Annotated in this window: 16 protein-coding genes; 2 read left to right on the top strand and 14 right to left on the bottom strand. The window is 62.0% G+C overall.

Translation table 11 applies throughout. From position 1 onward, the window contains the following. Positions 1-69 precede the first annotated feature (69 nt). The 10 genes from RX329_RS04885 to RX329_RS04840 all read right to left on the bottom strand — a co-directional run bounded on the left by RX329_RS04885 (position 70) and on the right by RX329_RS04840 (position 9,271). Positions 70-1,941 carry a phage/plasmid primase, P4 family gene (locus tag RX329_RS04885; protein ID WP_317245524.1) on the bottom strand — a complete coding sequence of 624 codons (1,872 nt, stop codon included), beginning with the start codon at positions 1,939-1,941 and terminating at the stop codon, positions 70-72. A 90-nt stretch (positions 1,942-2,031) separates the two neighbouring features. Continuing rightward, on the bottom strand, positions 2,032-2,211 hold the full coding sequence (locus RX329_RS04880) for a hypothetical protein (protein WP_317245523.1): 180 nt from the start codon (positions 2,209-2,211) through the stop codon (positions 2,032-2,034). Next, positions 2,208-2,780 carry a hypothetical protein gene (locus RX329_RS04875; RefSeq protein ID WP_317245522.1) on the bottom strand — a complete coding sequence of 191 codons (573 nt, stop codon included), beginning with the start codon at positions 2,778-2,780 and terminating at the stop codon, positions 2,208-2,210. The genes RX329_RS04880 and RX329_RS04875 overlap by 4 nt, the downstream gene beginning before the upstream one ends. Before the next feature lie 340 nt (positions 2,781-3,120). After that, positions 3,121-3,369, bottom strand: a complete 249-nt coding sequence (locus tag RX329_RS04870; protein ID WP_317245521.1) for a hypothetical protein — start codon at positions 3,367-3,369, stop codon at positions 3,121-3,123. A 203-nt stretch (positions 3,370-3,572) separates the two neighbouring features. Beyond that, positions 3,573-4,637 (bottom strand): major capsid protein, encoded by a 1,065-nt coding sequence (locus RX329_RS04865; RefSeq protein WP_317245519.1) that lies wholly within the window; start codon positions 4,635-4,637, stop codon positions 3,573-3,575. Positions 4,638-4,688: 51 nt separating this feature from the next. After that, positions 4,689-5,609, bottom strand: a complete 921-nt coding sequence (locus tag RX329_RS04860; RefSeq protein ID WP_317245518.1) for a hypothetical protein — start codon at positions 5,607-5,609, stop codon at positions 4,689-4,691. Between the two features lie 43 nt (positions 5,610-5,652). Further along, positions 5,653-6,090 carry a hypothetical protein gene (locus RX329_RS04855; RefSeq protein WP_317245517.1) on the bottom strand — a complete coding sequence of 146 codons (438 nt, stop codon included), beginning with the start codon at positions 6,088-6,090 and terminating at the stop codon, positions 5,653-5,655. A gap of 164 nt (positions 6,091-6,254) precedes the next feature. Continuing rightward, positions 6,255-7,493, bottom strand: coding sequence for a tyrosine-type recombinase/integrase (locus tag RX329_RS04850; RefSeq protein WP_410706277.1), 1,239 nt, complete (start codon positions 7,491-7,493; stop codon positions 6,255-6,257). 209 nt (positions 7,494-7,702) lie between these two features. Then, positions 7,703-8,302: a nuclear transport factor 2 family protein gene (locus RX329_RS04845; protein ID WP_085385488.1), complete on the bottom strand. Its 600-nt coding sequence runs from the start codon at positions 8,300-8,302 to the stop codon at positions 7,703-7,705. 162 nt (positions 8,303-8,464) lie between these two features. Further along, entirely contained in the window at positions 8,465-9,271 is an 807-nt protein-coding gene (locus RX329_RS04840; RefSeq protein ID WP_007597237.1) for a response regulator, read from the bottom strand. 221 nt (positions 9,272-9,492) lie between these two features. Here RX329_RS04840 and RX329_RS04835 point away from each other — a divergent pair, with 221 nt between their 5' ends. Next, positions 9,493-9,723, top strand: coding sequence for a NepR family anti-sigma factor (locus RX329_RS04835; protein WP_026232505.1), 231 nt, complete (start codon positions 9,493-9,495; stop codon positions 9,721-9,723). Beyond that, positions 9,723-10,271 carry a sigma-70 family RNA polymerase sigma factor gene (locus RX329_RS04830; protein ID WP_007597240.1) on the top strand — a complete coding sequence of 183 codons (549 nt, stop codon included), beginning with the start codon at positions 9,723-9,725 and terminating at the stop codon, positions 10,269-10,271. The genes RX329_RS04835 and RX329_RS04830 overlap by 1 nt, the downstream gene beginning before the upstream one ends. A 105-nt stretch (positions 10,272-10,376) precedes the next feature. Here the strand turns inward: RX329_RS04830 and RX329_RS04825 are convergent, their stop codons facing one another. The 4 genes from RX329_RS04825 to RX329_RS04810 form a co-directional block, all read right to left on the bottom strand. After that, a complete protein-coding gene (locus RX329_RS04825; protein WP_018453292.1) occupies positions 10,377-11,075 on the bottom strand; it encodes a nitroreductase in 699 nt (232 codons plus the stop codon). 134 nt (positions 11,076-11,209) lie between these two features. Next, positions 11,210-12,454: an acyl-CoA dehydrogenase gene (locus RX329_RS04820; RefSeq protein ID WP_018453291.1), complete on the bottom strand. Its 1,245-nt coding sequence runs from the start codon at positions 12,452-12,454 to the stop codon at positions 11,210-11,212. Between the two features lie 136 nt (positions 12,455-12,590). Then, the gene (locus RX329_RS04815; RefSeq protein ID WP_085361212.1) at positions 12,591-13,838 is read right to left on the bottom strand and encodes an acyl-CoA dehydrogenase; all 1,248 of its coding nucleotides are present in this window, start codon (positions 13,836-13,838) and stop codon (positions 12,591-12,593) included. Positions 13,839-13,853: 15 nt separating this feature from the next. Further along, positions 13,854-14,981, bottom strand: coding sequence for an acyl-CoA dehydrogenase family protein (locus tag RX329_RS04810; RefSeq protein WP_085350716.1), 1,128 nt, complete (start codon positions 14,979-14,981; stop codon positions 13,854-13,856). Between the last annotated feature and the right edge of the window lie 6 nt (positions 14,982-14,987).

The raw sequence follows: 14,987 nt of genomic DNA, 5'->3' as shown, positions 1-14,987 counted from the left end.
ACACCATTACGGGGCCCAGGTCAACCATTAAAGTGTCTTTTGACACCATTGGAGTGCTGGGTGGGGTTGCTACTCAAGCACTACCGCAGGTCTGATCTTAAGTCCCGTGAACCATCTGCGCATGACGACGCCCTTCCCGTGCTTGGACTCTGCGCGGGGGTCGCGCCAGCGACGGGCAAGCTTAGGATCAAACCGGACGCCGCTCTCCCCCAACGCGGCGATCAAGTCCGCCTTGAAGTCGGCGCGGTTGCGCTTCTCGCGGCCCGACATGCCTTCAACGTGGAAGGCCCAATGCTCATAGGCTTCAAACAGGACGGCCAGCGGAACGGCGTCCGCCTCGTCCCCGGTCACGATGAGCGACTCATTCGCGAACCGCAGTGCGGGGCTCTGAGCCTCCGCAAGCTCTTGCTGGGCCTTCCGCCCGCGCTGGCCAACTGTGAAGCGATTGCCGTTAGCGCGGAGCCGCCGCAACCCCTCAAGGGCCCATTTCGCGATGCCTGGCCATTCGGCTCGCAGCTTGTTGCCAAGCTCGGTATCCTTCACCTTCGCGAAAGATGACTCGAAGACCAACACCAACTCGCGGTCAGCAAGCGCGCCTGACTCGTCCAAGAACTTGGGATGTTTGTTGGCAACCAAAACGATCTTGGCCGGAATGCGGACCGACAGCATAGCTTGGTTCTTGCGGTTTACCGACAGCTCGTCATTGCCTGTAATGGACTTGATCCGCTCAATTGCGGCAGCCGGTTGCTTCGCATCGTGCGCATCGGGGATGAACACGGCGCGCTTGTCCATCAGACCAGCCAAGCCGAAGTCGCTACCCAAGTCGTTGAGAGTCACTGACGCGTGGTGATGCTTACCAACTAGTGCTTGCATGACCTTGGTGATGGTGCCCTTTCCGCCACGCTTTGCGCCCATCATCGCCAGCAGCACTTCAATCGACGTGTCTGAGGTTAGCAGGTACCCCATGAACTCCTGAAGCGTCGGGTGGAATGACGGATGCAACCATTCGTCCAGCTTCTCAAGCCAGAGCGGGCACGTTGCCGCCGGATCGTACTCCCAAGCGGGAACGCCCGTCGCGAAGTAGCGGCCGGTGTGCGGCGCCAATGCGAGCGTCCTTGCATCAAGGATGCCGTTTGCCGCAAGGACCAAGTCCGTGGGCTCCGGCGCATCTTTGGGCTTGTCGATCCATTCGAATGGTCGCGCCTTAATGAAGCGTGCAAGATGGACGGCCTTGACCATCTGATAAATCTTGCCCACGTCCACCACGTTAGTGGGATCGGTGGCGCGGATTTCGGCGGCCAGTTCGTCATCTTCAAGCATGCGCCACACGCAGGTGCCCTCCAACGTGTATAGCGCGCCATCAGAAGAAATGAGCTCACCCGGACGGTTCGCCAGGAGTGTTTCGGCGGATTTGCTGGCGTTGTCTCGGCCCTGATACAGAAGCGGCTTCGGCCAGACGGTAGGGACATCACCCGGCGCTTCGGGCCACGCGCCACCAACTACGGCAGCATCAACGGCGCTGACATGGCCCGCGCTACTCTCCAAACCCGGCTCGCTCCGCGCCGCCAAGTAGGCATCGTGGACTTGCTCGTTAACGTCGCCCTTGGGAAGCGGGCTAATGCAATAGGTATGAATCAGGTCCACCGCCATCGGCTTGGAGATGCCCAAATCGCGAAGGTTCAGGGCGAGGTCAAAGATAACCGTACGGCCCCAAGCGTTATCCAAAGGGCAATAAGCCATGTCCTGGCAGCAGCGTTTCGCTTCCGCGACATCAACGGCGTTGTCCCACCCCCAACGCGGCGGCGGCCCAAAATGGAAATTCGGCTCAACCTCGTAATCCGGATCTTTCTCCGGGCGCACAATGTTGACAGTGAACGCCGGGCGGATCGCAATCGTTACTTGAGCGGCGCCCTTGGCCGTGATCTGCTCGCTGTTGCTCATTCGACAATCTCCTATCGGCCGTCAGCGCTTGCCCGCGCCGGCGGCCACTTGTTTTCCGAGACTGTCTGTTTTGGGTCGTACGATGCTCGCTTAGCTGCGCGGCTTCGCGGCCCAACATCTTGCTGTTGCGATATTGACGATCACATCACTGTCCCACCGCGCCGCGTTGCGGGCAACGTCGTGGAGGTTACCTTGCAAGACCCAGCGGCCCCTAACCATCGCCCACCAATTGCCCGAGTCACGGTCGAAGTGGATTGTGCCGTCTTTCATGACGGAACTCCGCTTCCAACTAGAATCTCCTTACCGACGACGCCGCCTTCCGGTGGAGGTCCGGCGTTCACGATGATAGACGAGCCTTCCTCGCCGGTGCCGATGATCGTGCCACCCGTCTTGCCAGATGGGCCGCGCGGTCCGCGCAGGTTGATGACAAAGCGCCACATGCCATCTTCTTTGGCGAAGAAATCAGCCGTCTTGGCGTTGAGCCAAAAGTCGTTGTCCTTGCCGTCGGAGCTTCTTGGATCGCGTGGACCCGTGAGGATAATCGAGCCGTCTTTGCCGTCAACTCCATCCTTGCCACTCGCACCGGTAGCTCCAGATAAGTTCACGGCATCGGCGGCGTCAGCGACAATTCCGAACTCGCCGATGTACCCGGTCAACTCGGGGGCCATGCCCGCACCACCGGTCCAGCCATACAGTTCGAGCACATAGCGTCCGCCGAATTCAGCCAGCGCGAACAATGGGCTCCACGCGTCCATGCCCGCCAAGCCGTTGATGCCGTTTCTGCCCGGAGGACCATCCTTCCCGATGGGTCCGGGCGCGCCATCCTTCGGCTTCGGCAACGCAGCCACCGCCTTCGCCGCCGCAGTCGCGATTAGGCGGTTCAATTCGGCGGCGCGATTCGCACGCTTGGCCTGGAGCGTCGCTAGTTCGTTCTTGGTTGCGGGTCGCGAATAGCTGAAGTGTTCGGCCATCACTGGAGCTCCTTGCGGGGCCGGTACCAACGACGGCAATGCCTGCGGTAATAGGCCACGGTGTGCGGCGAGAAGAGCTGGCGCCCATTTTCCACCTTTTCGACCGGGGGGAACATTAGGTCCGCGCTCGCAAGCTGATAAGTATATGAGAGGCTCTTCTTCAGTCTGCGCGCTACTTCTGGAAAGCCAATAAATCCGTCGCGGCGCCTCATTTGCGCACCGCCATCTTTGCAAAGGCGCGGCGTGCGACGCCCTGCAATGCAACCGGACCAGTCGGAATCCCCTCGCCCACGCGCTCCCGCAAGTCGCTGTTGACGCGCATGCGTTCGGCTTCGGGCACGTCGGCCACGTCCGTGACGCCCGCGACCGCGAGCAAGAGCGAGCGCAACGCGTCGGAGCCATTCGCTTCGGCATAGAAGGCGGCCGAAGCTTTAAGACGATCAGTCGAACATCGCATTGAAATCTCCTTTAGTGCTGAAATGAACTGTGAAGACCGGCCGGAGGCGCCATTCGAAGGATCAACAAACACCTCCGGCCGGATCGACCAACAGCGCCACCACTGACGCCACCGGCCTTGTTCCGTCCGCTGGTAGGAGAAAAGTTGCGCGTGTGAACTTCGAAGCACACGTAACTTCACCGTGGTGCAGCGGGCGGTTATCGTTAACTCGATGAACCCGAGACCGCTCGGCACAAGGTTGCAGGCTGCACACACAGCGGCAGCGGATTGCTTTGCGCTTCGATCTCCACGCTGCGGCCCATGCGGTCCGGCGCGGATTTAGCGTACTTGGGGAGGCCGGGCGTGTTCACCGTCTCAATGTAATCGGCCGGTGCAAACGCCTCCACGTACAGCTCCGGGACGCCAACAAAGAAAATGCGCGCTTCGTCCTGCCCAATTGCAATGGTTTCGTTGTCGTCGCTGCCCCTGTAGTTTTCCCAGAAGATGCCTCCGAATTCGAATACCCCATGTGCCCAGTTACCGCCCAACATTGCGGCGGCTGCCTCGGTACCGACCCAAGCGTCCTTCACGTCTTGGCGCGAAATCAGCTTGTCAAAGAAGGTGTCCCCGGCGAAAGCCCAGACAAGCGCCTCCTTCGGGAGCGGCACCTTGGCATTGCGGCGCATGTAGCGGGCGATATCTTGTGACTTGACCCGGATGTCCACCGACTCGGTCGCGAGCGAATCGAGGTCGAAGTCGAACGTTTCAGGTTGCGCAAGGCCGCTGGAATTCAAGAAGCCAAACGACTCATACAGGTCAGTCAACACACTGCCGTCAGCATCGCGGATCACGCCTTTGAGCGCGCCAAGTCTGTGGTGCTCCAGAGTGTAGTCGATCCGATGGGACATCTTCGTCAAAATTTCTTTTAGTTTGGATTCCACTGTCAAAAGGACGTTCGAACTTCCAAACTGCCGGATGCCCTGCACCGAATCGGCGTAGATCGAGTCTTCGACCTGAAGGTGCGGAACCTTGAAGCTCACCAGTGAGCGGCGGTCGACCGCTAGTTTTTCGGCCGGTGCGCCACGCGGCGTCGTCTGGAGCAACTCCAGCGTCTCGCCAACACGCTCAATCGCGATGGACAGCGTTGAAATCGGCTTCGACACCTTGGAGTCGGCGAAGACGAGCTGACCCGCGCGACCGGGGATATGGTCAACTTCGTTGATGGCTGCGGTGAGCGATGAAAGCTCAAAGGCGTCACCGGAGAACAGGTCTGCAATATTGTCAGGCATGATAACGTTCCTTAGAAAATGATGATCGTGATGAAAACTGTCGGCGCGCCGCTATTCAGTGCGGAGCGAAAGCGCTGCAAGGACGGAGCAATCGGGACGGTGGTACGCAACGCTGCCCTCGGAAATGACCTGCTCAACGGCCGCAGCCTCCAGGCGCTCGGCGACTTCAATTTCCGAGTCCAACTCGGCGAGCCGTTCGGCCTTCTCTCCAGCTGAGATGGCATCCGGAAACGCGCTGGCGTTGAAATCGATCACCTTGGAAAGCTGCGTCTTCAGTTGGTCCCGCATCAAAAAGGCCACCAACGCAACGCCATCGGGCACGTGATAGCGGCCCTCGGCAATCGTGTGACGCGACCACGCAATGCCAGCGCCATGGAACATGGCCAACGTCTTGGGCAGGCCGGCGTCGGCGAGCTTGTCGATTTCGGCGTATGCGGCCGCTTTGACTTCGCTGCTGGTACGCGGCGCCTTCACAAGGGCCTGACGTTCTGCGATTAGACCAAGCGAAGTTTCACGAAGACGGGGAAGAACTTCGGCAGCCCGTTCACCCTTGGTTAGGGGGACATGCGGGCGTTTCACCGCAACAAGCTTACCTTTGTGACTCGCAAGCTCATACTTGATGCGAGTTCCGGTCATACGCGCAACCTGCACCCTGGAAGCAAGAAGGGATTTCTTCCGCCGAATGGACGCAAGGTGTGCTTGAGCAGCCAAAAGCCGGGACGGGTCGCGGACCTTCTGGATAATCTGTTCTCCGGTGTCGTCGTTCCAGCCGCCACGCTCTTCGCGGTTCAGCTTTCCGGCGTCGTCGGCATCAGCAAGCCGCAGGCACTCCGTAACAGCTTCTGCCTCCTCTTTGGTTAGCTCTTGAAGGTCAGCCGCGCGGCGACGGGCTGCGTCGCTGATCTGCTGATCTTCAAGTTCGATGCGGGTTAGGATGTCTTGGGCGTGTGCGGGAAGAGGAAGCGATCGCATGTCGGCAACTCCAGTTGGGTTGCCTTTGCAATATCGAGGGGTCTCAACCGACATAAGCCCCCGGAATATTCGAGGGGCTTCGCTTTGATCGCAATGCTCCCCGCTTGCGCAGTACAGCTACTGCGCGCGTATTGCCGTTTCGAATGAGCTTCAACCACTGTTCGTCCGAAACGACATAAATGCGGCGTGCCTCCGCTTCAGCTTGGTTCGCCGGAACGTTGGCTCCGATTAAGTCATAGTACCTTTCGTACATGTCGCAGAGCTTCGCGATATACGGGGTAGCACCGCAACCATCGCGCGGTGTTTCCTTTCGGCCGGACTTTTTGCGAATGGGCGTTAGCTCGAGACGGTAGGCAAGTCGCTCAATGGCGTATGGCGGGATTACACCTGTTGATTCACGAATGGCCGCGACCAGTGGTCCCGTCCGCCCAGCGGCGTCGGCCTTGAATGCATCATTCCACTTGTCGAACTCGGAACGCAATCTTCGGACTCAAAATCACAAAATATGAGTCCTTGATGCTCCTGACGTGGCGAGCGATTCCAGTAACGAATGAAAAAGCAAAAGCCCGGCATGGAAGCCGGGCTTTACGTCGTACGAAACAAAAGGGTGAGCCTCACCATAAGCCCCGCGTAGGTATACCTGTTTTAGGCTCGCAGGGCTACCACGTTTGATTGTCCTTCGATGTAGCGGCTCCACGCGTCCAATAATTCGCGCCGTTTCTTCAGCGCGGTCCCGCGCCGATAGGCTTGCTCAACCTCGTCGCCCACTTTGTGCGCCAGGGCCATCTCCGCAATCTCCCGGGGGAAGTTCGTTTCGTCGCCGCACCAATCCCGGAAGCTGGAGCGGCACCCGTGCGTAGTCATAGCCGGATAGACAGACTTAAGGGCATGGAGCACGGCGTTGTGGCCAAGTGGCTTCGTATGTTCGTCGCACCACTGCCCGGCGAACACGTACGCGTCCGGGTCCAAGCCCTCTGGCATCACCGCACGTAGGATCGCGACGGCGCGAGCGGATAGGGGCACTTCGTGCGGCCTGCCCTCGGGGTGGTCTTCCGTCTTCATGCGAGCGGCGGGGATGGTCCAAAGCTTTTGCTCAAAATCGATCTCCCGAGCGCGCATGAAGCGGGCTTCGCCGGTCCGCACAGCTGTTAAAATGATGAATTCGGCCGCGCGGTTCACGGCGGTGTCGGCGCCGCTGTGCTTCGTACGAAGCGCGGCTACGATGCCGGGCACCTCCTTGTAGGGGGCGGCCTTGTGGTGCCGCTTGGACTTCGGCGCCTTCGGCAATAGCTCCTTGAGATTGCCCCGCCACAGCGCCGGATTTTCGCCGGACCGAAGACCCTTGGCCCTTGCGGCCGACAGTACGCGCTCAATTCGGCTACGGGTCTCGCGAGCTGTGCGGGGGATGGCAAGCCAAATGGGCGCGAGCACCGCCAGCACATCGTTTGTGGTGATGTCCGGCAGAAGCTTGGGACGGAGGGCTTTGCACCGCACTTCCAAATCCCGCTTCCAGTCGGCCACAGCGTTCTTTCCCTTGAAGCCCGCCTTGATCGATTCCAAGTAGTCGTCCGCGAACTCGCCGAAGGTCTGGACGCCTGTGCCTGCGGTCTTACGGTCAGCCGCAGGGTCCACCCCACGACGCAGCAGCGCCCGGGCCGCTTCGGCCTTCTCCCGTGCATCTGCGAGCGAGAGGCCATCCTTGCCTCTCCCTACGGCCGGTCCGAAGCCAAGCTCAGTTTGTCCGCCGCCGCCTGGACGAAGATATCTGAAAACCCAGGACCGGCGTCCCCCATCCGCGATGCGGAGGTAAAGACCAGCGCCGTCGCTGTATCTTCCCTTTTCCTTGAGCGTCTCGACCTTACGAGCGCTCAGCTTAAACGCCACTCGCGCCATACGTTCCCACTTCCGTTCCCACTTCAGGCGTCGGATCGGGGCGATCTCCGGCCAATGAACTAGGTCTAGCACGGACTGGAACGGCGGAGAAATCTCTGCGCCGACAAATGCTTAACAGACTAAGGCGGACTCCTCTGAACTGCCGCGGACTCTATTCAGGGCCGGGGTGATGCCAGTCGCGCCTTACTTTTGTCTGGCGTTCAGTTCGCCTTCCCCGCAAGCCACTCCCGCCCCTCCGCATAGAGCTTCTCAACCTCGGGCCCGGTGAGGCCTGGCATGTCGCGCTTGACCTTGTAGCCGATCAGCTCCTGCATGTAGGCGAGGTGGCGGTAGCCTTCGGGCAGCGCGGCAAGGGTTTTCTGGTCGAGCTGAAGCGTCGCGGAGGGATCAACCGGGTCGATCCGGTCCTTCTCGTAGATCGGCTGGCGGCGGACGATGCCCCATTTTCCCTGCCGCTTCTCCAGGAAATCGTAGAAGCGCCCGGTGCAGACGACGTCGCAGGGCACGTCGTGCACCGGTGCGCGCTGCGAGATGGTCATCTTGGTCTGCGCGATGGCGCGCGCCCCCTCGAGATCGATGCTGCAGCCACCGAGGAAATGCAGGATGCGCACGCCCTTGGCGAACCCCTCCTGGCTGACCCGCATGAAATCCCGCGCCGGCCCCTGAAACCAGGTAGCGGACATCCAGCCTTCCTCGTGCCAGACGGTGGCAAAACGCTCCCAATCGCCGGCATCGCGCCACACCGCCCAGTTCTCGACGAGGTCGCGGATGGCGAGGCGATCGAGGAGTTGCTGGTCCATGAACACGTCTCCGATGGCACCGCGGCTGCAACGGCCGCTGCGCGAGGTATGAGCGGCGAATTCGATGGCCGTCAAGCGTGACAACCGGATCAACAAAAATCCGGCGCACCTTGCGGCACGCCGGATCGGATTTCGTCAAAATGCCGGGCGCTGGCGCCTTCGTTACGCCGCCGGTACCTTCGGCGCGCGGTTGCGGGAGTTGCGCTGGAAGAACAGCGCCTGGCTCGCCACCGCCGACACCATCGCCGGCTGGAACGGTTTCGAGATCAGGAAGGCCGGCTCCGGTCGCTCGCCGGTGAGGAAGCGCTCGGGGTATGCGGTGATGAACACCACCGGCACTTCGAAGGTGCGGAGCAGCTCGTTGACGGCGTCGAGGCCCGACGAGCCGTCGGCGAGCTGGATGTCGGCGAGGATCAGGCCCGGTCGCTTGTTCTTTGCCAGCGCGACCGCATCGGCGTGGGTGCGGGCGACGCCGACGACATTGTGGCCGAGGTTCTTCACCAGGCTCTCGAGATCCATGGCGATGAAGGTCTCATCCTCGATGATCAGCACGTCGGTGGCGATCTCGGCGGCCATCTCACGTCCTGCAGCATCCGCAAGCCGGCGCGTCTCGCCGACGTCGGTGCCGAGAATGTAGCCGACCTCTTCTTCCGAAAATCCCTCGAGCGAGAGCAGCAGGAAGGCTTGCCGCGGCAAGGGCGTGATGTTGGACAGCCGCCGCTCCGGCGGCATCGGCAGGTTCGTCACCTCGGAATCGTCGTTGACGGAAACGGAATTCCAGATTTGGGTGAACAGCCGGAACAGGCCGGCGCGCGGCCCGTGGCTCTCGTCGAGCACCGACGGATCTCCCAGCATGGCTTCCAACATGGCTGCGACATAGGCGTCACCGGAGGACTGGCTGCCCGTCAGGGCGCGTGCGTACCGGCGCAACAACGGCAAGTGTTCAGCAACGAGCTGTGAACGGGACATCCCCACTCCATATCATCTTCGGGCCGACCTTGACGTGCAGGCGTTAGGCGGGGGGCCCGGGTTCCCCTGCTGGGCTGATTACGCCTCAGACCAAGAAAAGTTCCGCATGGGGGCGGAACTTTTTCTCGCAGCTCGCATTGAGCCTATCCAGGGAACGGCTCCCGGTTGAGAGAACTTCTCGATTTTACAGCTACTTAACTCGGGGAAACGTGGAACAGGTCATGAAAGATCTCAAGTCTCAAGCCAGCAAAAGCACGACCCCCGGCAAGGGAGGGCTCACTCCGGAGATCCAGTCCCGGATCGGGCACCAGCTGCGCGCCATGTACGACGACGTGGTGCGGCAGGGGGTTCCGGACCGGTTCGCGGAACTGATCAAGAAACTTGATGCGCCGGGAGCGACCCCCCAAGTGGAAAATGGTGGCGGCTCTAACGACAACAATGGGAGGGATTGATGCCTCTCACGGATTCCCTGCGTAACGACATCCTGGCGGCCGTGCCCAGTCTGCGCGCGTTTGCCATCTCGCTCAGCGGCAATGCGGACCGCGCCGACGATTTGGTCCAGGAGACGCTGTTGCGGGCGCTCGCCAACATCGACTCGTTCCAGCCCGGCTCCAATCTGCCGGCATGGCTGTTCACGATCCTGCGCAACCTGTTCCGCTCCGACTATCGCAAGCGGCGGCGGGAAGTCGAGGATGCCGAAGGCAATTATGCTAAGACGCTGAAGACGCAGCCCTCGCAGAACGCCCATCTTGAGTTCGAGGAATTCCGCACGGCGCTCGACAAGCTTCCGCAGGACCAGCGTGAAGCGCTGATCCTCGTCGGCGCCTCCGGCTTCTCCTATGAGGACGCGGCTTCGATCTGCGGCTGCGCAGTCGGCACGATCAAGAGCCGCGTCAACCGTGCGCGCTCCAAGCTCGCGGCGCTGCTCTATGTCGACGGCGCCGAGGATTTCGGGCCCGACGAGACCATTCGCGCCGTGATCGGCGGCAGCGGCGGCTGACGGCCGGCGTCAATCGAACTGAGACCGCGATGAAGGCGGCCGCATCCGCGGCCGTCTTTTCGCGCGAACGGGATCACGTCCAATACGGAGCGTGCATCGCCTCGATCACTCGTCCACGAAGGTCACGGTCTCGGCCAGGCTCGCACGCGACGTCCGGTAGCTGTTGACCTTGTGGGCATTGTCGGCATAGCCGAACGAGATACCGCAAACGATGCGGCGATCATCAGGCAAATTGAAATGGCGGCGGATCAGGCCGGAGTGGCGCGCGAGCGCCGCCTGCGGAATTGTGCCGAGCCCGAGCGCCTGCGCGACCAGCATGAAGTTCGAGACATAGGCGCCGCAATCGATCGCACCGTAGATGCCGAGCGGCTCGTCGGTATGGATGATGGCCACATGCGGCGCGCCGAAGAAATTGTAGTTCTCCAGCGCCTGCTTGGCATAGGCCATCTTGTCTCCGCGCGCGATGCCGAGCGTGTTGTAGAGCTGAAAACCGCTCTCGCGGCGGCGTTCGAGATAAGCGCCGAGATATTCGCGCGGCGGCGTGAAATCATAGTCGTCCCCGAGCCCGCCCGAAGCCTCCTTGTAGATCAGCTTGCGGAAACGCTCCTTGGCCTCGCCGCTGGCGATGACGACCTGCCAGGGCTGGCTGTTGCACCAGGACGCCGTGCGCTGGGCGGTGGTCAGCACGTGCTCGATCGTCGCGCGATCGACTTCCTTGGCCAGGAAGGCGCGCACCGAGTAGCGCTCGTTGAGCAGCTCTTCGAGCACGCCGATGCGGTTGTTATGATTGACTGCAGCGTCCATTGCTTAAGCTCGCTTTCGTGCCCCGGACGCGACGCAGCACGAAGTGATGCGGCGCTGAGGCGGGGCCCATTGTGGCCTGTCTATTATGGCTCCTGGGTCCCGGCTCGCGCTTCGCGCGTCCGGGACACGAGATGTCAACGCCCCTTGGTCGGAATCTTGTTGTACGGCACGTCCTTGTCCACGCGGATGTCGCCCGGCAATCCCAGCACGCGCTCGGCGATGATGTTGCGCAAGATCTCGTCGGTGCCGCCCGCGATGCGCATCGAAGGCGAGGACAGCAGCATCTGCTGGAACTGGCCCTGCACGGTCTCCTCGTCCGTGCCGGTGAGAACGCCGGCCGCGCCCTGGAGGTCCATGGCATAGGTCGCGATGTCCTGTAGCATCATGCCGGAGACGAGCTTGCCGATCGAATTTTCCGGTCCCGGCCGCTCGCCCTTGGACAGCGCCGAGATCGCGCGGTAGCTGGTGTATTTCAGCCCGCTCGACTTCACCGCCCAGCTCGCGAGTTTTGAGCGCACGGCGGGATCGTCGATGGCGAGGCCATCCTCCAGCATCAGGTTGGAGCAGAACTCGAACATCTCCGGGACGCCGGTCGCAAGCCGCGAGCCGATCGACATGCGCTCGTTCATCAGCGTGGTCAGCGACACGCTCCAGCCCTCGCCGATGGCGCCAAGACGCTGGCTGTCGGGAATGACGACGTCGGTGAAATAGACCTCGTTGAACTCCTGCATGCCGTTGGCCTGCTTGATCGGGCGCACCTCGACGCCGGGGCTCTTCATGTCCAGGAAGAACATGGTGAGACCTTTGTGCTTGGGCACATTGGGATCGGTGCGCGCGATCAAAAGTCCGTAGTCGGAATAGTGCGCACCCGAGGTCCAGATCTTCTGGCCGTTGACGACCCAATTGTCGCCCTTCTTCTCCGCGCGCGTGCGCAAGCCCGCGACGTCAGAGCCCGCTGATGGCTCGGAGAACAGCTGGCACCAGATCTCCTCGCCCGCGGCCAGCTTCGGCAAATGGCGCCGCTTGGCCTCCTCGCTGCCAAAAGCCATCACGGTTGGCCCGCACATGCCCTCGCCGATCTGGAACGGCTGCGTCAGCTTGCCATAGACGCCTTCCTCCTGCTGCCAGATCACGCGCTCGATCGGCGTCGCACCGCGGCCGCCATATTCCTTGGGCCAATGCAGGCAGGCCCAATTGCCTTCGGCCTTCTTCTTCTGCCAGGCCTTGCCGACATCGACGATGTCGTGGTTGGCCAGCCGGATGCGGCCGAGCGAGGATTTTGACAGCTCAGCCAAAAACTCCTTCGGCGCGTTGGCCTCGACCCATTTGCGCGCGGTCTCGCGGAAGGCGGCTTCCTGCGGGGTGTCGTCGAAATTCATGGCGGACCTCTTCGTTCTTGCTCTGTCTTAGTCCCTCATGGTGAGTGGCGCGCAGCGCCGTCTCGACCCACGAGGCCCCAGTTGGTCCTGCATCCTTCGAGACGCCGCGCTCCGCGGCTCCTCAGGATGAGGATCATCAGCCTCTTCCCTTCGTCGGGATCCTGTTGAACGGCACGTCCTTGTCGACACGGATGTCGCCGGGCAGGCCCAGCACCCGCTCGGCGATGATGTTGCGCATGATCTCGTCAGTGCCGCCTTCGACACGGGTTCCCGGCGCGCGCAGCAGCATCGCCTGGAAGCGGCCGGCGAGTTCGGAATCTTCGGCACCGCTGATCACACCGGCAGCGCCTTGCAGATCCAGCGCATAGGTCGCGACATCCTGGATCATGGAGCCCGCGACCAGCTTGCCAATGGAGTTCTCCGGTCCCGGACGCTCGCCCTTCGACAGCGCCGAGATCGCGCGCATGCTGGTGTATTTCAGTCCGCTCGCTTTCGCCGCCCAGCTCGCCAGCTTCGCGCGCACCGCGCGGTCCTCGATTGCCGGGCCATCGTCCAGCATCAGGCTGGAGCAATATTCGAACAGCTCGGGGAAGCCGGTCGAGACGGCCGCGCCGATCGCGCTGCGCTCGTTCATCAGCGTGGTCAGCGAGACGTTCCAGCCGTCACCGACCTCGCCGAGGCGCTGGTGATCGGGAATGCGGACGTTGGTGAAATAGACTTCATTGAAGTCGGAAGCGCCGCTCGCCTGCTTGATCGGCCGCACCTCGACGCCAAGGCTCTTCATGTCCAGGAAGAACATGGTAAGGCCCTTGTGCTTGGGCACGGTCGGATCGGTGCGGGTGAGCAGAATGCCGTAATCGGAATAGTGCGCGCCCGACGTCCAGATCTTCTGGCCGTTGATCACCCAGTCATCGCCATCCTTCTCGGCGCGCGTGCGTAGGCCCGCAACGTCGGAGCCGCCGGCGGGCTCGGAGAACAGCTGGCACCAGACCTTTTCGCCGGAGGCGAGTGGCGGCAAATAGGCGCGCTTATGCTCCTCGCGCGCGAACGCCATCATGGTCGGCCCGCACATGCCGTGGCCGATGATGAACATGCGGGATAGCTGGCCGAACGGCCCTTCTTCCTGCTGCCAGATCACACGTTCGATCGGCGACGAACCGCGGCCACCATACTCCTTCGGCCAATGCAGGCAGGCCCAGCCGGCATCTGCCTTCTTCTTCTGCCAGGCCTTTGCCACTTCCAGAATGTTGGCGTTCTTCAATTGCGTGCGGCCGAGCGAGGACTTGCGAAGCTCCTCCTCGTACTGCTTGGGCGCATTTGCCGCGATCCAGGCGCGAGCCGTGGCGCGAAATTCGGCTTCTTGCAGAGTGTCGTCGAAGTTCATGGCGTTGCCTTTCGCCTACGCCGCGTTCTTCTTGCGCATGCGGTCGATCAACTGGTCTTCCCAATAGGACAGGCTGCCGAGCCCGAGCGCCATCGCGTTGGCGCGGCGGTAGTACATGTGGCAGTCGAACTCCCAGGTGAAACCCATGCCGCCGTGAACCTGGATGTTGTTCTTGGCGCAGTGCTGGAACGCCTGCGTCGCGCTGATGCGGGCCGCGGCGGCGGCTTCCGGCAGCTCCGCGGCGTTGGTCGAGAGCGCCCAGGCGCCGTAATAGCTGTTGGAACGCGCCAGCGTCGCCGACACGTACATGTCCGCCAGCATGTGCTTGACGGCCTGGAACGAGCCGATCTGTCGCCCGAAGGCGATGCGGTCGAGCGCGTAGTCGCGGCCCATCTCCAGCGCGCGGTCGGAGCCGCCCACCTGCTCGAATGCGCAGAGCACCGCGGCGCGATCGAGCACTTGAGTCAAGATGCTCCAGCCTTCGCCGGCCGCGCCCAGCGGCTCGGCCTTGCAATCCCTGAAAGTGATCTCGGCCTGTCCGCGGGTCGGATCGAGATTGGTCAGGCTTTTCACCTCGACTCCGCCGGCCCTGAGATCGACAATGAACAAGGAGATGTCGCCGTCGCGCCCGCTCGATCCCGTGCGTGCCGCGACCACCGCGAAGTCCGCGATCGCGCCATCGGCGACCGGCTTCTTGACACCGTTGAGCATGCCATTCGCAGCCGTCAGCTTGATGGTCTTCGGTGACGGATTGCCTTTTCCCTCGAACAGCGCCAGCGTTCCGATCGCCTCGCCCGAGGCAATCGCCGGCAACCATTTCTTCTTCTGCGCGTCACTGCCGGCGATCAGCAGCGCCTCGGCAGCCAGATAGACGGTGGAGGAAAACGGCACCGGCGCGTTCGCCCGGCCCATTTCTTCGGCGATCACGCAAAGTTCGAGATGACCGGCGCCCGCGCCGCCGAATTCCTCCGGGATTGCGACACCGAGAAAACCCATCTCGGCGAGGCCTTTCCACAGGTCCTTGTCGTACGGCGCCTTGCCGTCGAGAACTGCGCGCACCGCCTTCGGTGGGCACTTCTCGGTGAGGAATTTGCGCGCCTGGTCGCGGAGCTGCTTCTGGTCGTCGGAGAAATCGAAGTTCATGGCGCG

Origin of the sequence: Bradyrhizobium sp. BWC-3-1 (assembly GCF_032917965.1) — a bacterium.
In the GTDB taxonomy this organism is placed as follows: Bacteria; Pseudomonadota; Alphaproteobacteria; order Rhizobiales; family Xanthobacteraceae; genus Bradyrhizobium; species Bradyrhizobium canariense_D.
The sequence above is the reverse complement of the archived record's forward strand: the minus strand, read 5'-3'. Positions and strand labels throughout refer to the sequence as shown.

What these genes read in the sequence shown, in the direction of transcription:
- RX329_RS04885 (WP_317245524.1), bottom strand. Translation starts at nt 1,941, where the DNA reads ATGAGCAACAGCGAGCAGATCACGGCCAAGGGCGCCGCTCAAGTAACG.
- RX329_RS04880 (WP_317245523.1), bottom strand. Translation starts at nt 2,211, where the DNA reads ATGAAAGACGGCACAATCCACTTCGACCGTGACTCGGGCAATTGGTGG.
- RX329_RS04870 (WP_317245521.1), bottom strand. Translation starts at nt 3,369, where the DNA reads ATGCGATGTTCGACTGATCGTCTTAAAGCTTCGGCCGCCTTCTATGCC.
- RX329_RS04865 (WP_317245519.1), bottom strand. Translation starts at nt 4,637, where the DNA reads ATGCCTGACAATATTGCAGACCTGTTCTCCGGTGACGCCTTTGAGCTT.
- RX329_RS04860 (WP_317245518.1), bottom strand. Translation starts at nt 5,609, where the DNA reads ATGCGATCGCTTCCTCTTCCCGCACACGCCCAAGACATCCTAACCCGC.
- RX329_RS04845 (WP_085385488.1), bottom strand. Translation starts at nt 8,302, where the DNA reads ATGGACCAGCAACTCCTCGATCGCCTCGCCATCCGCGACCTCGTCGAG.
- RX329_RS04840 (WP_007597237.1), bottom strand. Translation starts at nt 9,271, where the DNA reads ATGTCCCGTTCACAGCTCGTTGCTGAACACTTGCCGTTGTTGCGCCGG.
- RX329_RS04835 (WP_026232505.1), top strand. Translation starts at nt 9,493, where the DNA reads ATGAAAGATCTCAAGTCTCAAGCCAGCAAAAGCACGACCCCCGGCAAG.
- RX329_RS04830 (WP_007597240.1), top strand. Translation starts at nt 9,723, where the DNA reads ATGCCTCTCACGGATTCCCTGCGTAACGACATCCTGGCGGCCGTGCCC.
- RX329_RS04825 (WP_018453292.1), bottom strand. Translation starts at nt 11,075, where the DNA reads ATGGACGCTGCAGTCAATCATAACAACCGCATCGGCGTGCTCGAAGAG.
- RX329_RS04820 (WP_018453291.1), bottom strand. Translation starts at nt 12,454, where the DNA reads ATGAATTTCGACGACACCCCGCAGGAAGCCGCCTTCCGCGAGACCGCG.
- RX329_RS04815 (WP_085361212.1), bottom strand. Translation starts at nt 13,838, where the DNA reads ATGAACTTCGACGACACTCTGCAAGAAGCCGAATTTCGCGCCACGGCT.
- RX329_RS04810 (WP_085350716.1), bottom strand. Translation starts at nt 14,981, where the DNA reads ATGAACTTCGATTTCTCCGACGACCAGAAGCAGCTCCGCGACCAGGCG.